This window comes from Glaciecola sp. SC05, from assembly GCF_041380235.1.
Taxonomy (GTDB): Bacteria; Pseudomonadota; Gammaproteobacteria; order Enterobacterales; family Alteromonadaceae; genus Glaciecola.
In genome coordinates this window covers 49,482-69,823 of the sequence record NZ_JBGIYY010000015.1, presented here as the reverse complement: position 1 = coordinate 69,823, position 20,342 = coordinate 49,482, and the positions used below count along the sequence as shown (strand labels likewise).

Below are 20,342 nucleotides of genomic sequence, written 5' to 3'. Positions count from 1 at the left end.
CAGATTTTGGCGAGAGTCATTTCCATTGCAAATCAAAAAGGCGGTGTGGGTAAAACTACCACTGCGGTAAATGTCGCGGCCTCAATGGCAGCTACTAAGCGCCGAGTGCTGTTAATTGATCTAGACCCGCAAGGTAATGCTACTATGGGCAGCGGTGTAGACAAATATGATGTTGAAAATACCTGCTATGAATTGCTGATAGAAGAAAAACCGCCGGAACAAGTCATCATTACTGAAACTACCGGCAAATATCATCTAATAGCCGGAAATTCAGACATTACTGCTGCAGAAATAAAATTGATGGAAGTGTTTGCGCGTGAACTTAGACTTCGCAATGCCCTTGCTACTATAAAAGACAATTATGATTATATTTTTATAGATTGCCCGCCGTCACTTAACCAACTTACCGTAAATGCCCTCGCCGCTTCTGATTCTGTGCTAGTGCCCATGCAGTGTGAATATTACGCTCTAGAGGGCTTAACTGCATTAATGGATACCATTCAAAAGCTAGCGTCAGTGGTTAATCCTAATTTAAAAATTGAGGGTGTACTGCGTACGATGTACGATCCTCGGAATCGTTTGGCAAATGATGTTAGTGAGCAGTTAAAAAGACATTTTGGTGATCAAGTGTATCGCACCGTAATACCGCGTAACGTCAGATTAGCGGAGGCGCCTAGTTTTGGTACACCGGCAATGTATTATGATAAATCGTCTACTGGTGCAAAGGCTTATTTGGCCCTTGCGGGTGAAATATTGCGCCGCCAGAAACAGATTAACGCAAATGCACTGCAAGCATCAAAAGATGAATTGAGGTCATAATGGCAAAAAGTAAAGGTTTAGGAAGAGGCTTAGACGCGCTGTTAGCGACCAGTAAAAGCTACACCGATAAGTACAATGAAAATAATCCTGTTGACCCCGCTGTCGTGCAAAATGAGCTACAGCAGATCCCCATTGAATTTTTGCAGCCAGGTAAATATCAGCCTCGTAAAGATATGGCTGATCAAGCTTTAGAAGAATTGGCGGCCTCTATTCGCGTACAAGGTATCATCCAACCGATTGTAGTCCGCAAATTGGATGATAATCACTATGAAATTATTGCTGGTGAGCGTCGCTGGCGTGCAGCTCAAATTGCTAAGTTAGATGTCGTTCCTTGCCTAGTAAAAGCCATTCCTGATGAAGCGGCTGTCGCTATTGCACTGATTGAGAACATCCAGCGAGAAGACTTAAATGCAATGGAAGAGGCGCAAGCGCTCGATCGATTAATGGTGGAGTTTAACCTTACTCATCAACAAGTTGCGCAAGCGGTAGGTAAATCACGCACAACCGTTACGAATATTTTACGCTTAAACGGTTTACAATCTTCGGTAAAAACCTTGTTGGAGCATGGCGATATTGATATGGGCCATGCTAGGGCTTTACTTGCATTAGACGGTATTGAGCAAGAACAGCTTGCTCATCAAGTTGCAGAGAAGGGCTTAACTGTTCGAGAAACTGAGCGATTAGTTAAAAAGGCTCAGGAGTCGCCAGCAACATCCACAGTGGCAAATACCAGCAAGCCGATCGACCCTGACGTCAAACGATTGGAAACCTCCCTAGCTGAAAAATTGGGCGCTTCGGTAAAAATAGATCACAACCAAAAGGGTAAAGGCAAATTAGTCATAGCATTTGAGGACCTTGAACAACTCGAAGGGATCTTGACGCATATTCAATTAGACCAAGACATTTAAGCCCTGAAGTTTTGTTTAGCTAAATAGCTTTTCCATCTGCTTAAATATAAAACATCGAAAAAAATTGATATTAACCATTAGTATTATTGAGTCTACGAATGATGAAAATAGTTTTAATAGTTTCCCTTTATAGTTGAATTTTTTCGCATTCAAAGTATACTTCGAGCGCTTTTGTTGGGCATAGCCTACAGGTACGAAAAAATATGAAAGCTGACTTGGCCTTGCCAGGTAAACAACTCGCTATCAAAGGCTTGATTGTCCAAGGTTTAATCGGCCTGTGTTTGCTTATACTAACTGTCGTTGTTTACCCGAGTTTATGGGTGTCGACCGCTCTTGGTGTAATAGTGTTTATAGTACCGCACACAATTTTTGCTTATTGGGTATTCCGATATGCAGGAGGGACGAAGAATAATATCGTCGCTCAAAGTTTTAATCAGGGAATGAAACTCAAACTGATTATTACCGTACTGTTATTTGTTATTGCGTTTTTTCATTTTAATGCGCACCCGTTACCTTTGTTAGGTGCATACGTGATAACAATGGTCAGCCAATGGGCGGCCATGTTTTGTTTCAGCCAAAAGTCGTAATGATTATTGACGAAACATATGTAAAGATTTTTAAATTATACAAACTAGGTTAAACAATGGCATCTTACGCAACAACGCAAGAATACATTAATCACCATTTGACCAACGCTCGGATGTGTTCCACAGAGGAAGGCATTGTCTTTAATAAGGCCTGTGAAGACGCTGGTTTTTGGGTTTGGCATGTCGATACAATCGGTTGGTCAGCATTTATTGGGATTAGCTTTTTGTTTCTTTTTTGGCGAGTCGGTAAAAAAGCAACAACAGGTGTACCCAGTAAGACGCAAGCATTGGTAGAAATGATTGTTGAATTTGTTGATGACAATGTTAAAAGCTCTTTTCATGGTAGCAGTAAGCTAATCGCTCCATTGGCCCTTACGATATTTGTATGGGTGTTACTGATGAACCTGACCGACCTTATCCCAGTCGATTTATTCCCATGGATTGCAGGACTCATTGGTCAGTATGGTTTTGGTATGGACCCCAAAGACGTATACATGAAAATTGTACCGACTACAGACATTAATACTACCTTTGCACTCTCTATCGGCGTGTTTATTCTTATTATTTACTACTCGCTCAAAATCAAAGGCATAAAAGGATTTACTAAAGAGCTTACGATGCAACCGCTGAACCACCCTGTTTTTATTCCATTTAACTTTGTAATTGAAACGGTCACCTTGTTAGCGCGTCCTTTATCACTTTCTTTGCGTTTGTTCGGTAACCTGTATGCCAGTGAGTTAATCTTTATATTAATCGCAACCATTGGTTACCTGCAGTTACCGCTGCATTTCGCTTGGGCTGTTTTCCATATTTTAGTACTTCCTCTGCAAGCCTTTATATTTATGATGCTTACCATCGTTTATTTAAGCTTGGCGTGTGAAGACCACTAGATTGTACTTTTTACTTTAATTTTTACTTATATTTAACCTTAATCGGAGATAACAATGATCTACATCGCAGTTGCTATAATCATCGGAATGGGTGCACTAGGCACCGCAATTGGTTTCGGAATCATGGGCGGAAAGTTTTTAGAATCTTCTGCTCGCCAGCCTGAACTTGCACCACAATTACAAGTTAAAATGTTTATATTGGCAGGTCTAATCGATGCTATTTCTATGATCGGTGTTGGTATTGCCCTTTACATCTTATTCGTTGTTGCTCCTGGTTTAGGTGGTGTTTACTAACACGCTTCTTCAGATTAACGAATAACCAATAGGAGGAGCGGACGTGAATTTTAACGCCACTCTAATAGGTCAGCTCATTGCGTTTACAGTGTTTGTTGCGTTCTGCATGAAGTATGTGTGGCCGCCAATCATTGCAGCAATTGAAGAAAGACAGAAAAAAATAGCCGATGGTCTTGCTGCGTCTGAACGCGCGTCAAAAGACTTAGAGTTAGCTCAAGCAAGCGCTACAGATAAACTTCGCGAAGCCAAAGATGAGGCGAGCAAAATTATCGATTTAGCCAAGAAACGAGCGAATCAATTGGTTGAAGAAGAAACCCAAAGAGGGCATGCCGAACGCGAGAAAATAATCGCACAAGGTTATGCTGAAGTCGAAGCTGAAAAGAATCGAGTTAAAGAAGACTTGCGCAAGCAGGTTGGCTTGCTTGCCATATCAGGCGCGCAGCAAATTCTTGGACGTGAAATTGACGCAGCGGCACAAAGTGACATTGTTGAAAAACTTGTCGCAGAGCTATAGGAGAGTGAGCCATGTCTGAATTGACAACAGTTGCTCGCCCCTACGCCACTGCCGCTTTCGATTTTGCAATTGCAAAATCGGCCATAGACGCTTGGCAGGCAATGTTAGTGTTTGCCGCTGAGGTGTCAAAAAATGACAGTATGCATCATTACTTATCTGGCGCGATAGCAGCAGACGTAATAACTGATGTATTTAACAAGGTCTGTGGTGAGCAGCTCGATGAACATGGGCAAAACTTTATCAAAATTTTAGCGCAAAATAATCGCCTCAAATTATTGCCAGAGATATCAAAAATGTTTAACACGCTCAAAGTAGAGCATGAAAAACAAATAAATGTTGATGTTGTATCGGCAGCCAGTCTTAGCGACGCTCAAATAACCAAACTGAGTGACGCCTTAGCTAAGCGATTTGACCGCAAAGTACAGCTTAATTGTAGCGTGGATCCTAGCCTTATTGCCGGCATGATTATCAAAGCCGGTGATACCGTAATAGATGGTTCCGTAAATTCACAGTTGAACCGTCTTAACGACGCGTTACAAGCATAACGGGAATATAAGTATGCAACTTAATTCTACAGAGATTGCAGAACTGATTAAGAAACGTATCGATCAGTTTGAAGTAGTAAGTGAAGCCAGAAACGAAGGCACCATTGTTGGTGTAACCGATGGTATCATTCGTATTAATGGTCTTGCAGATGTAATGCAGGGCGAAATGATTGAATTACCAGGTGGTCGCTATGCCATCGCATTGAACCTTGAAAGAGATTCGGTTGGTGCGGTTGTTATGGGTCCTTATACTGATTTACAAGAAGGCGACAAAGTAAAATCTTCAGGTCGTATTCTTGAGGTTCCGGTTGGTCCTCAACTGCTAGGCCGTGTTGTTAACACTCTTGGTGAAGCAATTGACGGCAAAGGCGCTATCGAGGCTGATTTGTTTGAGCCGGTAGAAAAAATAGCACCAGGCGTAATTGAGCGTCAATCCGTCGACCAACCCGTTCAAACAGGTTATAAGTCAGTAGATGCTATGATTCCTGTTGGTCGTGGTCAGCGTGAATTGATTATCGGTGACCGTCAAACAGGTAAGACTGCATTAGCCATTGACGCTATCATCAACCAAAAGGGCACAGGCGTTAAATGCGTATATGTCGCGATTGGCCAAAAAGCATCAACCATTGCTAACGTGGTTCGCAAATTAGAAGAACACGGTGCAATGGCTCACACCATTATCGTTGCAGCATCTGCCTCTGAATCAGCAGCACTTCAATACCTTGCACCATACTCAGGCTGTACCATGGGTGAATATTTCCGTGATCGCGGTGAAGATGCACTTATCGTGTATGATGATTTGTCTAAGCAAGCTGTTGCATATCGTCAGGTGTCGCTATTATTACGTCGTCCTCCGGGCCGTGAAGCCTACCCTGGTGACGTTTTCTATTTGCACTCACGCCTACTAGAGCGCGCCGCTCGCGTAAATTCCAATTACGTTGAGAAATACACTAATGGTGAAGTAAAAGGTAAAACCGGCTCATTAACCGCATTACCTATTATTGAAACCCAAGCTGGTGACGTTTCTGCATTCGTACCGACCAACGTAATTTCAATTACCGATGGTCAAATCTTTCTTGAAACTGATTTGTTCAACGCTGGTATTCGTCCTGCGGTTAACGCTGGTATTTCAGTATCTCGGGTTGGTGGTGCTGCACAAACCAAAATTATCAAGAAACTTGGTGGCGGTATTCGTCTAGCTTTGGCTCAGTATCGCGAATTAGCCGCATTCTCGCAGTTTGCATCTGACCTCGATGAAGCGACTCGAGCGCAGTTAGAGCACGGTCAACGTGTAACTGAATTAATGAAGCAAAATCAATATGCTCCATTGTCAGTAGCGGAAATGGCGGTATCGTTATTTGCGGCTGAAAAGGGTTTCTTACAAGATGTTGAGCTTAATAAAGTTCTTGATTTTGAATCAGCACTTCACTCATACATGACAAGTGAGAAAAAAGAGCTGATGGACTCTATCAACCAAAGCGGTAACTACAACGACGATATTGAAAGTCAGTTGAAAGAAGCCTTTGATACTTTCAAGGCAACTCAAACCTGGTAATCACGAAGCCCTAATGCATGCATTAGGGCTTGTCGTAGAGTAATCGGAGAAGGTTATGGCAAGCGGAAAAGAGATTAAAGGTAAAATTGGGAGTATTAAAAATACCCAAAAAATTACCAGCGCAATGGAGATGGTTGCTGCCTCTAAAATGAAAAGAGCGCAGGAACGTATGGCTTCTGGTCGCCCGTATGCAAAAAGTATGAAGACCGTCATTGGGCATATTGCAAACGGTAACCTAGATTATAAACACCCGTTCTTAGAAGAGCGCGAGGTTAAGAACGTTGGTTTTATCGTTATATCAACGGATCGTGGTCTGTGTGGTGGTTTAAACACCAATGAATTTAAAGCAGTAAGTGAGCGCATTCGTCATTATCAAAAACAAGAAAAAGGACTTTATTTTGCAGCGTTAGGTGCAAAAGCAGTGAGTTTTTTCTCTCGATTTGGTGGCAAAGTTATGGCAGCAGAATCAGGACTCGGTGATAAGCCAAGTTTGAGTTCAGTGATAGGTACCGTGCGAGTAATGCTTGATGCATATGAAAACGGTGAATTGGACAAAATCTATCTGGTCAACAATCACTTTGTTAATACAATGACTCAAGAGCCAGTGATTAACCAATTGCTTCCACTTCCTAAAGATGAAGAGGCAAACAGAGCTCATAGTTGGGATTATATTTATGAGCCTGATGCGGATGAAATTCTGGACGCCTTACTTGCCAGATACATTGAAACTGTAGTGTATCAGGCTGTTGTAGAAAATGTAGCATCTGAACAAGCTGCGCGAATGGTCGCTATGAAAGCAGCAACCGATAACGCGGGTAACCTCATCGATGACTTGCAACTGATATATAACAAGGCTCGCCAAGCGGCGATCACGCAAGAAATTAGTGAAATTGTAAGTGGTGCAGCAGCGGTTTAAATAGATTAAACCCCGTTGTGCGAGCCATTAAGTAAAGAATTATTAAGTTTAAGAGGACAAATTATGAGTCAAGGTAAGGTCGTCCAAATCATTGGCGCGGTTGTGGATATTGAGTATCCACAAGATTCCGTACCACGTGTATATGACGCACTAAAAGTGACCGAAGGTGACTTAGTAGGCCTAGTGTTAGAAGTACAGCAGCAGCTTGGTGGCGGCGTTGTGCGAACTATCGCAATGGGAACCACTGATGGCTTACGTCGCAATCTAATGGTAGAAAATACAGGCGCTCCAATTCAAGTTCCGGTCGGCACAGCAACGCTTGGCCGTATTATGGACGTGTTGGGTAACCCTATCGATGAAGCAGGCCCAATTGGTGAAGAAGAGCGTATGTCTATTCACCGTGAGGCGCCTAGCTACGAAGACCAATCAAGTTCTGTCGAATTGCTTGAAACTGGTATCAAAGTTATCGACTTAGTTTGTCCATTCGCGAAGGGTGGTAAGGTGGGTTTATTTGGTGGTGCTGGTGTAGGCAAAACCGTAAATATGATGGAGCTTATTCGTAACATCGCTATCGAACACAGTGGTTACTCAGTTTTTGCTGGCGTTGGTGAGCGTACTCGTGAAGGTAATGATTTCTACCACGAAATGAACGAATCAAACGTACTAGATAAAGTATCCCTTGTTTACGGTCAGATGAACGAACCACCAGGAAACAGACTGCGCGTTGCATTAACTGGTTTAACCATGGCTGAAAAATTCCGTGATGAAGGTCGTGACGTATTGTTTTTTGTTGATAACATCTATCGTTACACACTAGCTGGAACGGAAGTATCGGCACTACTTGGTCGTATGCCATCAGCGGTAGGCTATCAGCCAACCCTAGCGGAAGAAATGGGTGTATTACAAGAGCGTATTACTTCAACTAAGACAGGTTCAATCACGTCTATCCAAGCGGTATACGTACCAGCAGATGATTTGACAGATCCGTCTCCGGCTACTACCTTTGCTCACTTAGATGCAACAGTTGTATTGTCTCGCGACATTGCTTCGCTCGGTATTTACCCAGCGGTTGATCCACTTGATTCTACTTCACGTCAACTTGACCCATTAGTAATTGGTCAAGAGCATTATGATGCTGCTCGTGGCGTTCAGTCAGTATTACAGCGTTATAAAGAATTGAAAGATATCATTGCCATTCTAGGTATGGATGAACTATCTGAAGAAGATAAACTGGTGGTATCTCGCGCTCGCAAGATTCAGCGCTTCTTATCACAGCCATTCTTCGTAGCAGAAGTATTCACTGGGTCTCCCGGTAAATATGTATCCCTAAAAGATACGATTTCAGGCTTTAAAGGCATTCTCGAAGGCGAGTACGATCACCTTCCAGAGCAAGCTTTCTATATGGTTGGCTCCATTGAAGAAGCTGCTGAAAAAGCAAGTAAAGCGAAGAAGTAATTATCGAATTAGGTATTGCAGGTAATGCTGCAATAGAGGAGTCCGAAAATGGCAATGACCGCACATTTGGATGTTGTAAGCGCTGAGACAGAAATATTTTCTGGATTAGTAGAACGCATTCAAGTAACTGGTACAGAAGGTGAGTTAGGGATTTATCCCGGACATGCCCCTCTTATCACAGGTATACAGCCAGGTATGGTTCGTATTGTAAAGCAACATGGAGCCGAAGAAATTATCTATGTTGCTGGCGGTATATTAGAAGTTCAGCCAGGTACCTTTACTGTATTGGCTGATACCGCGATACGTGCAGAAGACTTGGATGAAGCTGCAGCCGCTGAAGCGAAAAAGCATGCAGAAGAAAAAATGGCAAATTCTGGCGGTGATTTTGATTACGCAGAAGCGGCTATTGAACTTGCTGAGGCTATTGCACAGCTGCGTTTGATTAAAAAAATCCGTAAATAAGCGCTATACCTTAATAACAAATAAAGAAATCCGGCGTCTGTCGGATTTTTTTTCTTAAAAATTTCCCATATAGATTAGACGTTACAATTATTGGTGCCTTATAAGAGCATAGATGAAGGTATGATTCGGTCTTTATAATGTTATTAACAAACGACAGATTGTCGAAGCGCTAAAGTCACAATCGGTTCTAATAGGTATTGAATATCCAAATGCAGAACAAGAGTAATACATCGCAGCAATCACAAACCATTAGCAGCAGTTCGCTTCTAATAACAGCAGGCGCAGCAGTAATTGCTCTTTCGGCACAGCTGCCGCTTCAAGTGCCCCTACTCGACACAGATATTCCCGGAACTTGGCAAACCTTTGCGGTGTTGGTGTTCGCTTATGCAAATCGGCCTGTTGTTGCAATTTTAGCCGTCGTATTATATTTATTGCTAGGAATACTGGGTCTACCGGTTTTTGCAGAGGGTAGTAGCGGTTTTTCAGTGCTGATTGGTAATACTGGCGGATACTTATATGGTTTCGTAATTGGTGCGGGGCTAATCTCCTATATAGGTAGACAATATCCGCAAAGAGGAATATTTAACGCAATTATCGCTATGACCGTCGGTACGATCACTATTTTGCTTTTCGGCGTTGTGCATTTGAGCGTCTCTATAGGGATTAATCAGGCTTTAACTTATGGCCTATACCCATTTGTGCTCGGTGCTTTGATTAAAATAGTCCTTGGTGCAGCAGTCTTCCCAGTGTTTTATTCGATCAAGACCTTAGTAAATAGGTTTTAAATCGCTATATAACTTGAGATCTTTAAGTCAAAAATAAGGGCTATTTGCATTGTGAGGTTACAAAGTGCTCTTTCTGATTTGCATCGATAAACCTAGCACTGCTTGGAAAACGATTTTTAGTTTGGCCGTTGTGAGACAAAAAGCAGCTGTAGCCGGTTCACATTTTGGCTCAAGATTGGGAGGGTTTTTGCAATTAAAAACCCAATCTATGACAGACCGTTTTGGGCAGATTGCCGCCATTGAGTTTTTACTGAAAATGACCGCAATGCCTACGAATAACGGCCATATTGGAATTTCTAACTTCAATTCCCTAAAGCCGCCATTGAAGGTTTTCTGCTGACAGTCGGCTGCACCTCCTTTGCGGACGTAGCTTGTTTATAAATAATTAAGCATTGTCCAAAACAATAACTCTGTCCTTTAACATGGACAAAATCAAATCTTGACCAAAGTAGCTTTTAAGCTACAATGTAGTAATGAAATATGAAATCATCACTACAGAGCACTTTGATCGATGGCTATTAAAGCTGAAAGACAAGCAAGCAGTGAACTCGATTAGCAAACGAATATTGAGAGCTGAAGCGGGGAATCTTGGCGATATAAAGGCCGTTGGCGCTGGTGTAAGTGAAATGCGGATTTTTATCGGAAAGGGCTATCGCGTTTACTTTTCTATAAGAAATGGAAAGCTAATTTTACTTTTGAGTGGTGGTAACAAAGACACGCAAGCGTCAGATATTAAGCATGCAAAGTCTATTAATGAGCAAGTCGAGGTATAGTTTATGAAAACAAAACCATTTAACCCATTTGATTACATGGAAACTCAAGAAGAAATTAATGAATTTTTAATTGAGTGTTTCAATGATGATGATCCTAAAGTATTTATTGGCGCACTTAATCACTTAGTTAAAAAACATGGCGTAGCTGATATTGCCGAAACAATTGGTGTTAATCGTGAGAGTCTATATAAATCATTTAACGGTAAAGTTAGTCCACGCTGGGATACGGTCAAAAAAGTGATGAAAGTACTTAACGTTGATCTTACGCATGCAGCTTGATTTTCGGCAGCGCTTCCATTGGAGATGTTCAGACTAATCTGTTCAGAATATATAACGAATTCGACTCTTTTTCCTTACTGTTTTTATTGCAAAAAATAGCTGTTAACTTACGAAACTATCATGGATTTTTTAGAAAAAAACGGCTCGGCTAGCACCAGAGCCGTTTACAGATATTAGTTTTGTTCTACAGGCTTTTTAATGCTTACCATAAGTTCTTAATATCCATTCTATGGAATAATTTGCTAAAAATATAAGCGCCAGCAAATGCAACCCACGCAATGTGATGAGTTGTGCTGAAATAGGCCAAATATAACCCCAATGCTATCAATACAAATTCGCCTATTTGAGCATGGCGCTTAGTTTTGATTCCAAAAAACTGATATCGAAACCATAGAGGCTCAGCTTTCCAAGCTGCTGATTCTTTATCTATCACAGTAATTTCCTTTGTTAAAGTTTGAATATCTACCTCAAAAACAGCGGAAAGTGATTTTAAAGATTCAATACTAGCGTTATTACCAGACTCAATACGTTGAATTGTACGTGTGCTTAAACCACACATAATAGCCAATTGCTCTTGAGACCAGTTTTTCTTTTCTCGCAATTTTTTTATAATCATTTATCACTCCTAGTGTTTGAGATAACAAACTCTAACTAAAAACTTTATTTGTCGGTGACGAAACTAGGGCGACACGCACGCGACACTATAGATTTATACTATTCTCTGTCCAATCAAACATCAAGGCTATAACCAACGCCCCTTTTCGCTCTCACTACTGACTTTCAGAGGTAGGTTTAAAAGATGCCGTCCTTCGACGTCATGACGGGTGTTTGTACTTCCGCTTTCGCTCTCAAAAGAGACAGTCAAGTGGCAAAATTTAAATGTCCGCTATCAATTTTTGATTCGTATTATCGGACGGTGATATGTCGGCTCCTGGCACTAATCGCTCATTTGATATAATCATGCTCGTACGTCCGCAATTGCCGTATTTGAGTCCAAGTTGATCAAGAGAAAATGTAAGTAAGGAGGCGTGCCGGTTTTCGGTAAATTAATCTTGTTCAAGCGATTCTTGATGACCAAACTGAATACATCATATCGATGGTTAGGCTGCAAAAGCATGCGGTTTGAGAACTTCTAAATTTCAGAATAACGCGAACCACAATGACTTATGGCCAATACTTCTGAATTAATCAGTTGCTACAGATTTTTAATCTAAGCATACTCACACATCACTTACTTTGCAGAAAAAAAGGAATTTCTAATGAAGGCTTCAATACTAATGATAATTTTGTCGTTCATTATAGCTTTTCAATCAAGCTCAGCTGAGTTATCAGCACAGGATCTAAATGATATCAAAGCGTCGTCAAAAGAGTGGGTAAACGCATATAATCAAAACGACTGGTCCGGACTTGCTGATTTATTTGCATTAAACGCTACAATGATGCCTCCTAACAGCGTTGCCATAGTTGGTCGGCAGGACATTGCATCATGGCAAGAAAAGAATGAAAGTGGATTTCGTATAGCTTTTGAGATTCAAGAAATATCTGGTAGCAATCATATTGCTTACGTTAGAGGTCGATCTTGCGTCTCTATCCCTGACGGTAAGGGTGGTTTTGGGATAGATGTAGGGAAATTTATGGAAATTCGAAAAAAACAGGAAACTGGTGAATGGCTAATTTATGCCGATATTTTCAATTCTGATGGTGCCGTGGGTAGCGAACTTCTTGATACCTGTCCATTCAAAAGTGCTCAATAATTTTTAATGAAATCGATTACCTCAAGAGTCAAAAGTTGAACTCCCACAACTATCCTATGTCTCCTAATGCCGGGTACTTGTCAGTCAATACCCACTGATTGACGTGCTCTTTATATGTGTAAAGGATATTTTTAATCTTAAAGATCTAGTAAGGCTTACATCTACTACCAAATATGTAAAAGCCCATTTCGGGTGAAACTAATCCTATTCGTCCAATTCTCACACTACTTACTTAAGCTTGCTATAAAATTCTAGCTATACTAATTTGAGACAGGTCTTAAGGCTTTGTTTGCTGAACCCGCGCGCTTCCTGATAAGCAGTAACTGCCAGAAGCTACGCAATTTAGCAGCCATCGATAAGAATGAAACCAAGGAGAATCTATGAGCAATAATAGTTTTCATACCAAAAGGCACATAAAGATTGGTGGCGAGCAATACCATATCTTCGACATCACTCGTTTGCCTAAGCAAGACGCGATATCACGACTGCCCTTTGCCATGAAGGTGTTGCTTGAGAATTTACTGCGCAACGAAGACAGTCTGCATGTTAGTGCACAAGATATCGTATCTATTTGTGATTGGGACGCATCAGCCACCCCCCTAGAACAAGTTGCATTTACGCCCGCTAGAGTAGTATTGCAAGACTTTACTGGGGTCCCCGCTATTGTTGATTTGGCCGCAATGCGCGATGCCGTTGTAAAGTTGGGCGGCAACGCTAAGTCTATAAATCCGCTGGTACCCGTCGATTTGGTCATAGATCACTCAGTTATGGTGGATTTTTTTGGCACTGAAGATTCGCTTGTAAAGAATACAAAAATTGAGTTTGAGCGCAATAAAGAGCGCTACCAATTTTTACGCTGGGGTCAAAAAGCTTTTTCAAATTTCAGAGTCGTGCCGCCGGGCACCGGCATTGTGCATCAAGTTAATCTGGAGTACTTAGCCAGTGTGATTATGCAAGGTGAGCGTGATCATGAAAAACTGCTCTACCCTGATACTTTAGTTGGCACTGATTCGCATACCACCATGATTAATGGTCTAGGAGTGCTTGGTTGGGGGGTAGGCGGCATTGAAGCCGAAGCCGCTATGCTCGGGCAGCCTATCAGTATGTTATTACCACAGGTTATTGGTTTCGAACTTTCTGGGAAACTGCCAGAAGGCGCTACCGCAACCGATCTTGTATTAACCGTCACGCAAATGTTGAGGAAAAAAGGAGTCGTAGGCAAATTCGTCGAGTTTTATGGCGATGGTTTAAGCAATTTACCACTGGCCGATAGAGCCACGATTGCCAATATGGCGCCAGAATACGGTGCAACGTGCGGTATTTTTCCTATCGATAACGAAACCCTAAGCTACATGAAACTGAGCGGACGAGAGCAAGGCCAGATAGATATAGTAGAAGCGTATGCAAAGGCGCAAGGCATGTGGCGAGAAGACGGCAGTCCAAGCGCGAATTACAGCGACAGCCTGTCGCTAAATATGCAAGAAGTCGTGCCCAGTATTGCCGGACCTAAGCGACCACAAGACAGAATTTCGCTAAGTGAGGCTAAAAGTGAGTTCGTTAAACATATGCAAATTTTAGGCATTGAGTTAGCGGATCAAACTCTATCGCGTTTTGCCGACGAGGGAGGGGCAAATGCCGTAGGCAAAACCCAAGTTTCAGATGCCGTAGATATTAAGATAGAAGGCGAACAAAGCTCATTAAAACATGGCGATATCGTCATCGCCGCTATCACTTCTTGTACCAACACCTCTAACCCTGCGGTTATGTTGGCAGCAGGGTTGGTTGCTCAAAAAGCATTGGCCAGAGGTTTAAAACCGAAACCTTGGGTAAAAACTTCCTTAGCGCCAGGCTCACAAGTCGTGCCGGCGTATCTTGAACAAGCCGGCGTTATGGCTCCGCTGAAAGCGTTGGGCTTTGATGTAGTGGGATTTGGCTGCACTACATGCATTGGTAACTCTGGGCCACTCCCCGATGCAGTTAGCGATGCCATTCAAAAAGGTAAGTTAACTGCTTGCTCGGTGCTATCTGGCAACCGTAACTTTGAAGGAAGAATACATCAGGATGTCAGAGCAAACTATTTAGCGTCGCCGCCATTAGTTGTGGCTTATGCAATTGCAGGTAGTATGACGATAGATATATACAAAGATCCCCTCGGCTATGACGAACAAAACCAAGCGGTATTTTTAAAAGACATTTGGCCCACGCAATCAGAAATTAGTGATTTAGTGGCTTCCTCATTATCGGCACAAATGTATCAAAGCCGCTATCAAGATGTATTTGAGGGCACTGAACAGTGGAAGTCATTGCCTGTACCAGAAGGTGAAACCTACAGCTGGCCCGATTCTACCTATGTAAAAAACCCTCCTTACTTTGACACTATGTCTAATCAGGTCGATGCGATCCCCAGTGTGCAAAACGCCCGATGCTTAGTAAAAGTCGGAGATTCTATTACGACTGACCACATCTCTCCTGCAGGCGCTATCGCGCAAGACACGCCAGCGGGTAAATATTTATTAGCGCAACAAGTGGATGCTAAAGATTTCAATAGCCTAGGGTCTCGACGTGGTAATCACGAAGTAATGATGCGGGGAACCTTCGCTAATGTAAGATTAAAAAATTTACTGGCACCCGGAACAGAAGGAGGGTTCACCTGCTATTTCCCCGATCAAAAAATATGCAGTATTTACGATGCAGCGATGAAGTACAAGGCAACTAAGACTCCCTTAGTTGTGTTGGCAGGCAAAGAGTACGGTACAGGCTCATCTCGCGATTGGGCAGCGAAAGGCACTAAACTATTGGGCATTGAAGTCGTCATTGCAGCTAGCTACGAACGTATTCATCGCTCGAATTTGGTGGGTTTTGGTGTCTTACCGCTTGAATTTATGCCGCAAGAAAGCGCCGATACTCATCAGCTAAGCGGCGAAGAAAGTTTTAGTTTTTCTAGCTTGGAAAGTAAACCAGAGGTGATTAAGGTCAGCGCTAAGCGTCCAGATGGCAGTATCGTTGATTTTGAAGCAAAAGTGCGCATCGATACCAACAGTGAGTGGGAATACTATCAGCACGGCGGGATTTTGCATTACGTACTTAGAGATCTAGCAAAGCGCTAAGTGGTCAGATATGCAGTCAACATTCGCTACTATTGTAAAAGCAAGCCGTCCTAAATTCATTATTTTAGCGCCTGTTTGTGTGTTGGTGGGAGTCGCTGCATCAGTGTATGCGCAGGCCCAAATTAATGTGGCGTTAGTGATGTCTTGTTTCGGTATTGCTACTTTGGGGCATATCAGCGTGAATTTGTTGAATGAATATCATGATGCAACAAGTGGTTTAGATGAACGCACTGAAAAAACACCGTTTAGCGGTGGCAGCGGTGCCTTGCAAGATAACCCATCTGCATTAAAAGCGGTTAAGGGCTTTGGTTTACTAAGTCTTTTTGCTTTGACCCTGCTGGGCATATATGTGATATCACAAGTGCACGTTGTGATGAGTGTTATCGGCCTAATTGGCATTTTGGTGGTGCTCACATATACACCTTGGCTTAACCGAAATCCTTGGCTGTGTTTGTTTGCACCGGGCTTAGGTTTTGGTTTGCTTATGGTGATCGGAACATATGCCGCGCTAACCGGCAGAGTCGACCCCTTAATTGTTTGCATCAGCTTACCGGTTTTTTGTTTAGTAAATAACTTATTACTTCTTAATCAGTTCCCAGACGCTATTGTTGATAAAAGTGTCGGGCGCGATCATTTTGTGATTCGTTACGGTTATCAAAGCGCGGCCCTCAGCTATTTTGTGTTGGCGATGTTGGCATACATGAGTGTGCTGATATCGGTATTTGCCTCGCTACTGCCAGATTTGAGCTTACTCAGCTTAATAGGGCTTCCCGTTAGTATATTGATAGCAATTAAGGCCAAGCAATTTGAACCAAATAATGTACAAGCGATACTGCCTATTTTAGGCTTAAATGTTTTAGTAACGCTCGTTGTTCCCCTTATTCTTGCATTCACCTTGTTTCTTGCATAATACTAGGTTCACTTTAAACGTCAGTATATAGAGAATAAAAAACATGCGTCAATACTCGGGGAGTTGTCATTGCCAAGCAGTCACGTTTAAGGTTAATTTGCCCGATGTTGTAGAATCTGACAGATGCAACTGTTCAATATGTCACAAGAGCGGTCTTATCCATGTAATTGTGCCGCTTCGGGATTTTATATTGGTCAAAGGCGAAGAATATTTGACCACTTATACCTTTAACACCAAGATTGCCAAGCATACTTTTTGTAGGGTCTGTGGGATAAAGCCTTTTTATACCCCGCGCTCTAATCCAGATGGGGTGAGCGTCAATTTACACTGCCTAGACAGTTTGCCTGCGACAGTAAAAATAGCTGACTTTGATGGGCAGAACTGGGAAAACAATGCTTATACGCTTGCGCATAAATCAAAATGATTACGTGTAAGGCGCATGATTACCTCGAAATTGCCTGTATGTATCGTTTACGCGTGCGTTTATATATGCTTAATGGCGACCTTATCGAGGGTCTTGCACTTGATACAACTCGCACCGTTGACAATCAAGAGGCTATTTTACTTGAGAGAGATCATGACCCAATCAAAATTGCTCTGATTGGTATTGAAAGCATGGAGTCTATTACCCATAACTCATATTTTAGCAAAGTCGATATCAGTCGTGTTTGAATCGCGCTACACTCTTAATATGCAACCTATATTCGCCAAAAAGCCGAATTTATTATGAATTTTACCGATGCCAATATGTATCTCGTGATCGCCGTAACCATGTCGGGCGCGATTGGGATCACACTGTTTTTTGTGGGTAGCTTGATCACTATCGCAGCAGCTTTTGCAAATAACAACACAGTGTTTGCTATAGCCTGCATTATATTTATGCCCTTAACCACTCTCTATTGTTTGTTGAACTGGCAGCGCACGCGATATCCAGCAAAATATGTATTTTCTGGACTCGCGTTATTGGCCAGCACCTTAGTCATGAGTATGTGGGTGTTATGAGAGTTCTAACTGGGCTCATGGCGTTTTGTATCTTGTTGACACCTTTTGTTTGTGTTGCGCAGTGGCAAGAGCAAACCGCCGGCATCATGGGCACAAATATTCGAGCTGAGGTGTTCCATATTGACCCAGACCTTCGTCAAAAAGCGCTAGATCAAGTAATGATAGAAATGGAGCATATTAATCAGTTAATGAGCCCATATATACAGAGCAGTGAGCTGTCACAACTCAATCTTAGAGCGTCGAATGCGCCTATGGAAGTGAGTGATGAAATGTTCAAAGTGTTGTCATTGTCTAGAGAGCTATCTGAGCTCACTAATGGTGCGTTTGACATTACCTTCGCGAGTGTTGGTTATTTGTATGATTACCGAGAAAAAAAGCGCCCGAACGATGAATCTATCGATGCATTAATAGAAGCAATAGACTACCGACACATCGTCCTCGATGACGCTAGTCAAAGCGTCTATTTTGCACACCCTGATGTTAAGATAGATTTAGGCGGAATCGCAAAAGGTTATGCAGTAGATAACGCTATTCGGGCACTGAAAGCCATGGGCATTGAGCATGCATTAGTAAGCGCAGGAGGTGATACTCGATTGCTCGGTGATCGTATGGGTAAACCATGGATAGTAGGCATTCGCGATCCTCGCGACGCCAACAAACAAGCGGTTGTGATCCCCTTAGAAGATTCGGCAATGTCTACTTCCGGAGACTATGAGCGCTACTTTGAAGAAGATGGTCAACGTTACCACCATATTTTGTCACCTAAAACCGGGCGCTCTAGTTATGAAGTGCAATCGGTTTCGATAATTGGACCTGAGTCGGTTTACAACGACGCCCTATCTACAGCAGTCTTTGTGATGGGTCTTGAGAACGGTATCGGCTTGATTAATAGCTTGCCCGAATTTGAAGCCATTGTGATGGATAACCATCGCCGCATGCATTATTCAAATGGTCTTGGGCGGTAAGCACAGGTAAAGCACACAGAAACACTCCAAAAAAACTAACAATACATAAAAAACGAAGAGTCGACTTCAATACACAGAGATTTTCGCATTTAGTCCATACGCAAACAGATGGTACCCTTTAAAGTCTGATTTCCGTTGGATTATGTTGATTGTCTGTTTTTCATTCTGGTACTTGTGACTGTAACCAAATCGAGCTCTATGTAAGGCTACCAGAACCTTTATCAAGCTATTCACCGAGGGCTTGCGATTGTGATTTTTGCTCTGACAACGACCTTGTATTTTTATCGGATCCAAGCGGATCTTTAGAGCTTGTCAGCACCATTAGCCTCGAACATATCACACAAGGTTCGCGACAAGCTGAGTTTTTGAAGTGCATGAATTGTGAGCAAATTGTAGCGGTCACGACCGAAGTTGACGGCGTTCTTATCGGCTCTGTTAACTCTGATTGCTTATATGATGCTGACCTTCTTTCGGTTGCCACGCCAGTGTCTATTCAGTCTTTATCTCCAAAAGATAAAAAAGCCCGTTGGGATAAAACATGGATGCCGGTTACGATAAGCGAGCCAGATTAATCTACTGACTCGTCGATGGCTTTAGGAATGAAAGCTTCGGCTGGTGTTGCCAACATTTGCTGCATCATTATTTCTGCGCTCTTGTGCGCTATGTGTTTAATCAGCGGACGCTCAGTGTTATCGCCCATTTCATAGGTAACCGAATGCACCCTAAAATTGTCTGCAATAAACTGCTTGAATACCCCTCTACCTGGGCTTGAGCCGGGCCGCTCCCTTACTGTGAACGATCCAAGTCGTTGTTCTTTTAACTGCTCGATCCAGCGCTGCGCAAAATCAGCCGGAACAAGGCCATATTCTTCAGGCATCGTATAAAAAATATCTTGCTGGGTTGAGTGAAAATCTAATGCGAAAACGAGCCGATGGTCTTGTTTCAAACGCGACCGAAAATAATTGAAAGTAGTCGTTGTCTCAGGCTGGGTAAATTTCCCCCAGTCTCGATTCAGGTCAACGCCATTTATATTGTGACGCCAGTTTCCGGCAACAACGCCATCTGGGTTTATCATTGGCACTACTAGCACATTAAAGCGCTTAAAAAATGCCTGTTGAAGTTCGGAGTTAGCACTCATTTTTTCGACAAATGCAAACAAAGCAATCGCACCGGTAATTTCTGGAGGATGTTGGCGACCCACTATCAACAACCACTCTTTATTTTGTTCCTGTGTTGCTACCATTCCATAAATTGGTCTTTCTTGCACTGAAGTGCCAACCTGCTCAATGGTAAATAGAGATTGGATGGCGTCTTTTTGCATCCATGCTTGATAGTCGTCATTAACGATAATTTCTTGGGCGGCAACATAAATTGGTTCGCTGCTCAATGCCAGCTCAAAATGTAAACCTTCAGAATCGACATGAAAGTCTATAGGCGTCCAATGTTGCTTGTCAGTACTGACTTTCGGGGTATATCGAGGCTTGGCGTCGCTTGCGACTATACTGACCGAAATCGTATGATCAGCACCTTTTGCGACTGCCGAAAAGGCATACCAAGGGCTAGGATTAATTGGGGTGTTTTCGGGATTTACCGACAGTATAAAATGCGTTTGATGTGTTTCTTCTATAGCGCCGGTGGTCACCATTTCGCAGGCATCTAATCGCCCGGCATCAAATTGAGCGTCAAATTTAACACGCTCAAAATCACAAGCTTGAGCAGAAAACCCAGTTAGACAAAAGGTTGTAAAAATAATTAGAAGCAAAGGCGCGTAGCTTCGACGTCGCAGGGTATCCTGAAAGGCTGTCAAATTAGGTATATTCAT

The 20,342-nt window shown here is 42.5% G+C and carries 25 protein-coding genes; 23 read left to right on the top strand and 2 right to left on the bottom strand.

The genetic code is table 11. The annotated features are described in order from the left end of the window. Nucleotides 1–6 precede the first annotated feature (6 nt). The 15 genes from AB9H30_RS14070 (at nt 7) to AB9H30_RS14000 (ending at nt 10,782) form a co-directional block, all read left to right on the top strand. Entirely contained in the window at nt 7–819 is an 813-nt protein-coding gene (locus AB9H30_RS14070) for a ParA family protein (protein ID WP_371195327.1), read from the top strand. Beyond that, complete coding sequence (locus AB9H30_RS14065) at nt 816–1,727, top strand: ParB/RepB/Spo0J family partition protein (protein ID WP_371195371.1); 912 nt, start codon at nt 816–818, stop codon at nt 1,725–1,727. The genes AB9H30_RS14070 and AB9H30_RS14065 overlap by 4 nt, the downstream gene beginning before the upstream one ends. A 203-nt stretch (nt 1,728–1,930) precedes the next feature. Continuing rightward, nucleotides 1,931–2,314, top strand: coding sequence for an ATP synthase subunit I (locus AB9H30_RS14060; RefSeq protein WP_371195326.1), 384 nt, complete (start codon nt 1,931–1,933; stop codon nt 2,312–2,314). Between the two features lie 56 nt (nt 2,315–2,370). Beyond that, nucleotides 2,371–3,204: a F0F1 ATP synthase subunit A gene (atpB, locus tag AB9H30_RS14055; RefSeq protein WP_371195325.1), complete on the top strand. Its 834-nt coding sequence runs from the start codon at nt 2,371–2,373 to the stop codon at nt 3,202–3,204. Between the two features lie 54 nt (nt 3,205–3,258). After that, complete coding sequence (gene atpE / locus AB9H30_RS14050) at nt 3,259–3,498, top strand: F0F1 ATP synthase subunit C (RefSeq protein WP_040521001.1); 240 nt, start codon at nt 3,259–3,261, stop codon at nt 3,496–3,498. Nucleotides 3,499–3,541: 43 nt separating this feature from the next. Next, complete coding sequence (atpF, locus tag AB9H30_RS14045; protein WP_371195324.1) at nt 3,542–4,012, top strand: F0F1 ATP synthase subunit B; 471 nt, start codon at nt 3,542–3,544, stop codon at nt 4,010–4,012. Between the two features lie 11 nt (nt 4,013–4,023). Further along, a complete protein-coding gene (gene atpH / locus AB9H30_RS14040; protein WP_371195323.1) occupies nt 4,024–4,557 on the top strand; it encodes a F0F1 ATP synthase subunit delta in 534 nt (177 codons plus the stop codon). A 13-nt stretch (nt 4,558–4,570) separates the two neighbouring features. Continuing rightward, nucleotides 4,571–6,112 (top strand): F0F1 ATP synthase subunit alpha, encoded by a 1,542-nt coding sequence (gene atpA, locus AB9H30_RS14035; RefSeq protein WP_371195322.1) that lies wholly within the window; start codon nt 4,571–4,573, stop codon nt 6,110–6,112. Between the two features lie 55 nt (nt 6,113–6,167). After that, nucleotides 6,168–7,028: a F0F1 ATP synthase subunit gamma gene (atpG, locus tag AB9H30_RS14030; RefSeq protein WP_371195321.1), complete on the top strand. Its 861-nt coding sequence runs from the start codon at nt 6,168–6,170 to the stop codon at nt 7,026–7,028. A gap of 63 nt (nt 7,029–7,091) precedes the next feature. Continuing rightward, entirely contained in the window at nt 7,092–8,483 is a 1,392-nt protein-coding gene (gene atpD / locus AB9H30_RS14025) for a F0F1 ATP synthase subunit beta (RefSeq protein ID WP_371195320.1), read from the top strand. Nucleotides 8,484–8,531: 48 nt separating this feature from the next. Then, the gene (locus AB9H30_RS14020) at nt 8,532–8,945 is read left to right on the top strand and encodes a F0F1 ATP synthase subunit epsilon (protein WP_371195319.1); all 414 of its coding nucleotides are present in this window, start codon (nt 8,532–8,534) and stop codon (nt 8,943–8,945) included. A gap of 209 nt (nt 8,946–9,154) precedes the next feature. Further along, a complete protein-coding gene (locus tag AB9H30_RS14015) occupies nt 9,155–9,730 on the top strand; it encodes a biotin transporter BioY (protein ID WP_371195318.1) in 576 nt (191 codons plus the stop codon). A gap of 64 nt (nt 9,731–9,794) precedes the next feature. Further along, nucleotides 9,795–10,070, top strand: a complete 276-nt coding sequence (locus tag AB9H30_RS14010; RefSeq protein ID WP_371195317.1) for a hypothetical protein — start codon at nt 9,795–9,797, stop codon at nt 10,068–10,070. A gap of 133 nt (nt 10,071–10,203) precedes the next feature. Then, nucleotides 10,204–10,503 carry a type II toxin-antitoxin system RelE/ParE family toxin gene (locus AB9H30_RS14005; protein WP_371195316.1) on the top strand — a complete coding sequence of 100 codons (300 nt, stop codon included), beginning with the start codon at nt 10,204–10,206 and terminating at the stop codon, nt 10,501–10,503. 3 nt (nt 10,504–10,506) lie between these two features. Next, nucleotides 10,507–10,782: an addiction module antidote protein gene (locus tag AB9H30_RS14000; protein ID WP_371195315.1), complete on the top strand. Its 276-nt coding sequence runs from the start codon at nt 10,507–10,509 to the stop codon at nt 10,780–10,782. 202 nt (nt 10,783–10,984) lie between these two features. Here the strand turns inward: AB9H30_RS14000 and AB9H30_RS13995 are convergent, their stop codons facing one another. Beyond that, on the bottom strand, nt 10,985–11,398 hold the full coding sequence (locus AB9H30_RS13995) for a helix-turn-helix domain-containing protein (RefSeq protein WP_371195314.1): 414 nt from the start codon (nt 11,396–11,398) through the stop codon (nt 10,985–10,987). Between the two features lie 643 nt (nt 11,399–12,041). On the opposite strand from AB9H30_RS13995, the gene AB9H30_RS13990 reads away from it, so the two are divergent. From AB9H30_RS13990 to AB9H30_RS13955, 8 genes are all read left to right on the top strand, one after another. Further along, complete coding sequence (locus AB9H30_RS13990) at nt 12,042–12,536, top strand: DUF4440 domain-containing protein (RefSeq protein ID WP_371195313.1); 495 nt, start codon at nt 12,042–12,044, stop codon at nt 12,534–12,536. A 380-nt stretch (nt 12,537–12,916) separates the two neighbouring features. Next, on the top strand, nt 12,917–15,643 hold the full coding sequence (acnA, locus tag AB9H30_RS13985) for an aconitate hydratase AcnA (protein WP_371195312.1): 2,727 nt from the start codon (nt 12,917–12,919) through the stop codon (nt 15,641–15,643). Between the two features lie 10 nt (nt 15,644–15,653). Further along, nucleotides 15,654–16,553 carry a prenyltransferase gene (locus AB9H30_RS13980; protein ID WP_371195311.1) on the top strand — a complete coding sequence of 300 codons (900 nt, stop codon included), beginning with the start codon at nt 15,654–15,656 and terminating at the stop codon, nt 16,551–16,553. A 43-nt stretch (nt 16,554–16,596) separates the two neighbouring features. Beyond that, entirely contained in the window at nt 16,597–16,977 is a 381-nt protein-coding gene (locus AB9H30_RS13975) for a GFA family protein (RefSeq protein ID WP_371195310.1), read from the top strand. After that, on the top strand, nt 16,974–17,225 hold the full coding sequence (locus AB9H30_RS13970) for a Rho-binding antiterminator (RefSeq protein ID WP_371195309.1): 252 nt from the start codon (nt 16,974–16,976) through the stop codon (nt 17,223–17,225). The genes AB9H30_RS13975 and AB9H30_RS13970 overlap by 4 nt, the downstream gene beginning before the upstream one ends. Before the next feature lie 54 nt (nt 17,226–17,279). Then, on the top strand, nt 17,280–17,555 hold the full coding sequence (locus AB9H30_RS13965) for a hypothetical protein (RefSeq protein WP_371195308.1): 276 nt from the start codon (nt 17,280–17,282) through the stop codon (nt 17,553–17,555). A 32-nt stretch (nt 17,556–17,587) separates the two neighbouring features. Then, a complete protein-coding gene (locus AB9H30_RS13960) occupies nt 17,588–18,520 on the top strand; it encodes an FAD:protein FMN transferase (RefSeq protein WP_371195307.1) in 933 nt (310 codons plus the stop codon). 149 nt (nt 18,521–18,669) lie between these two features. Further along, complete coding sequence (locus AB9H30_RS13955) at nt 18,670–19,092, top strand: hypothetical protein (protein WP_371195306.1); 423 nt, start codon at nt 18,670–18,672, stop codon at nt 19,090–19,092. On the opposite strand, the gene AB9H30_RS13950 is transcribed toward AB9H30_RS13955, so the two are convergent. Continuing rightward, nucleotides 19,089–20,342, bottom strand: a complete 1,254-nt coding sequence (locus tag AB9H30_RS13950; RefSeq protein WP_371195305.1) for a M14 family metallopeptidase — start codon at nt 20,340–20,342, stop codon at nt 19,089–19,091. The two genes, AB9H30_RS13955 and AB9H30_RS13950, sit on opposite strands and share 4 nt — an antisense overlap.

Excerpts from the sequence above, each read along its gene's own strand:
- AB9H30_RS14060 (WP_371195326.1), top strand. The coding sequence starts at position 1,931 with ATGAAAGCTGACTTGGCCTTGCCAGGTAAACAACTCGCTATCAAAGGC.
- atpB (WP_371195325.1), top strand. The coding sequence starts at position 2,371 with ATGGCATCTTACGCAACAACGCAAGAATACATTAATCACCATTTGACC.
- atpE (WP_040521001.1), top strand. The coding sequence starts at position 3,259 with ATGATCTACATCGCAGTTGCTATAATCATCGGAATGGGTGCACTAGGC.
- atpH (WP_371195323.1), top strand. The coding sequence starts at position 4,024 with ATGTCTGAATTGACAACAGTTGCTCGCCCCTACGCCACTGCCGCTTTC.
- atpA (WP_371195322.1), top strand. The coding sequence starts at position 4,571 with ATGCAACTTAATTCTACAGAGATTGCAGAACTGATTAAGAAACGTATC.
- atpG (WP_371195321.1), top strand. The coding sequence starts at position 6,168 with ATGGCAAGCGGAAAAGAGATTAAAGGTAAAATTGGGAGTATTAAAAAT.
- atpD (WP_371195320.1), top strand. The coding sequence starts at position 7,092 with ATGAGTCAAGGTAAGGTCGTCCAAATCATTGGCGCGGTTGTGGATATT.
- AB9H30_RS14020 (WP_371195319.1), top strand. The coding sequence starts at position 8,532 with ATGGCAATGACCGCACATTTGGATGTTGTAAGCGCTGAGACAGAAATA.
- AB9H30_RS14015 (WP_371195318.1), top strand. The coding sequence starts at position 9,155 with ATGCAGAACAAGAGTAATACATCGCAGCAATCACAAACCATTAGCAGC.
- AB9H30_RS14005 (WP_371195316.1), top strand. The coding sequence starts at position 10,204 with ATGAAATATGAAATCATCACTACAGAGCACTTTGATCGATGGCTATTA.
- AB9H30_RS14000 (WP_371195315.1), top strand. The coding sequence starts at position 10,507 with ATGAAAACAAAACCATTTAACCCATTTGATTACATGGAAACTCAAGAA.
- AB9H30_RS13995 (WP_371195314.1), bottom strand. The coding sequence starts at position 11,398 with ATGATTATAAAAAAATTGCGAGAAAAGAAAAACTGGTCTCAAGAGCAA.
- AB9H30_RS13990 (WP_371195313.1), top strand. The coding sequence starts at position 12,042 with ATGAAGGCTTCAATACTAATGATAATTTTGTCGTTCATTATAGCTTTT.
- acnA (WP_371195312.1), top strand. The coding sequence starts at position 12,917 with ATGAGCAATAATAGTTTTCATACCAAAAGGCACATAAAGATTGGTGGC.
- AB9H30_RS13980 (WP_371195311.1), top strand. The coding sequence starts at position 15,654 with ATGCAGTCAACATTCGCTACTATTGTAAAAGCAAGCCGTCCTAAATTC.
- AB9H30_RS13975 (WP_371195310.1), top strand. The coding sequence starts at position 16,597 with ATGCGTCAATACTCGGGGAGTTGTCATTGCCAAGCAGTCACGTTTAAG.
- AB9H30_RS13970 (WP_371195309.1), top strand. The coding sequence starts at position 16,974 with ATGATTACGTGTAAGGCGCATGATTACCTCGAAATTGCCTGTATGTAT.
- AB9H30_RS13965 (WP_371195308.1), top strand. The coding sequence starts at position 17,280 with ATGAATTTTACCGATGCCAATATGTATCTCGTGATCGCCGTAACCATG.
- AB9H30_RS13950 (WP_371195305.1), bottom strand. The coding sequence starts at position 20,342 with ATGAATATACCTAATTTGACAGCCTTTCAGGATACCCTGCGACGTCGA.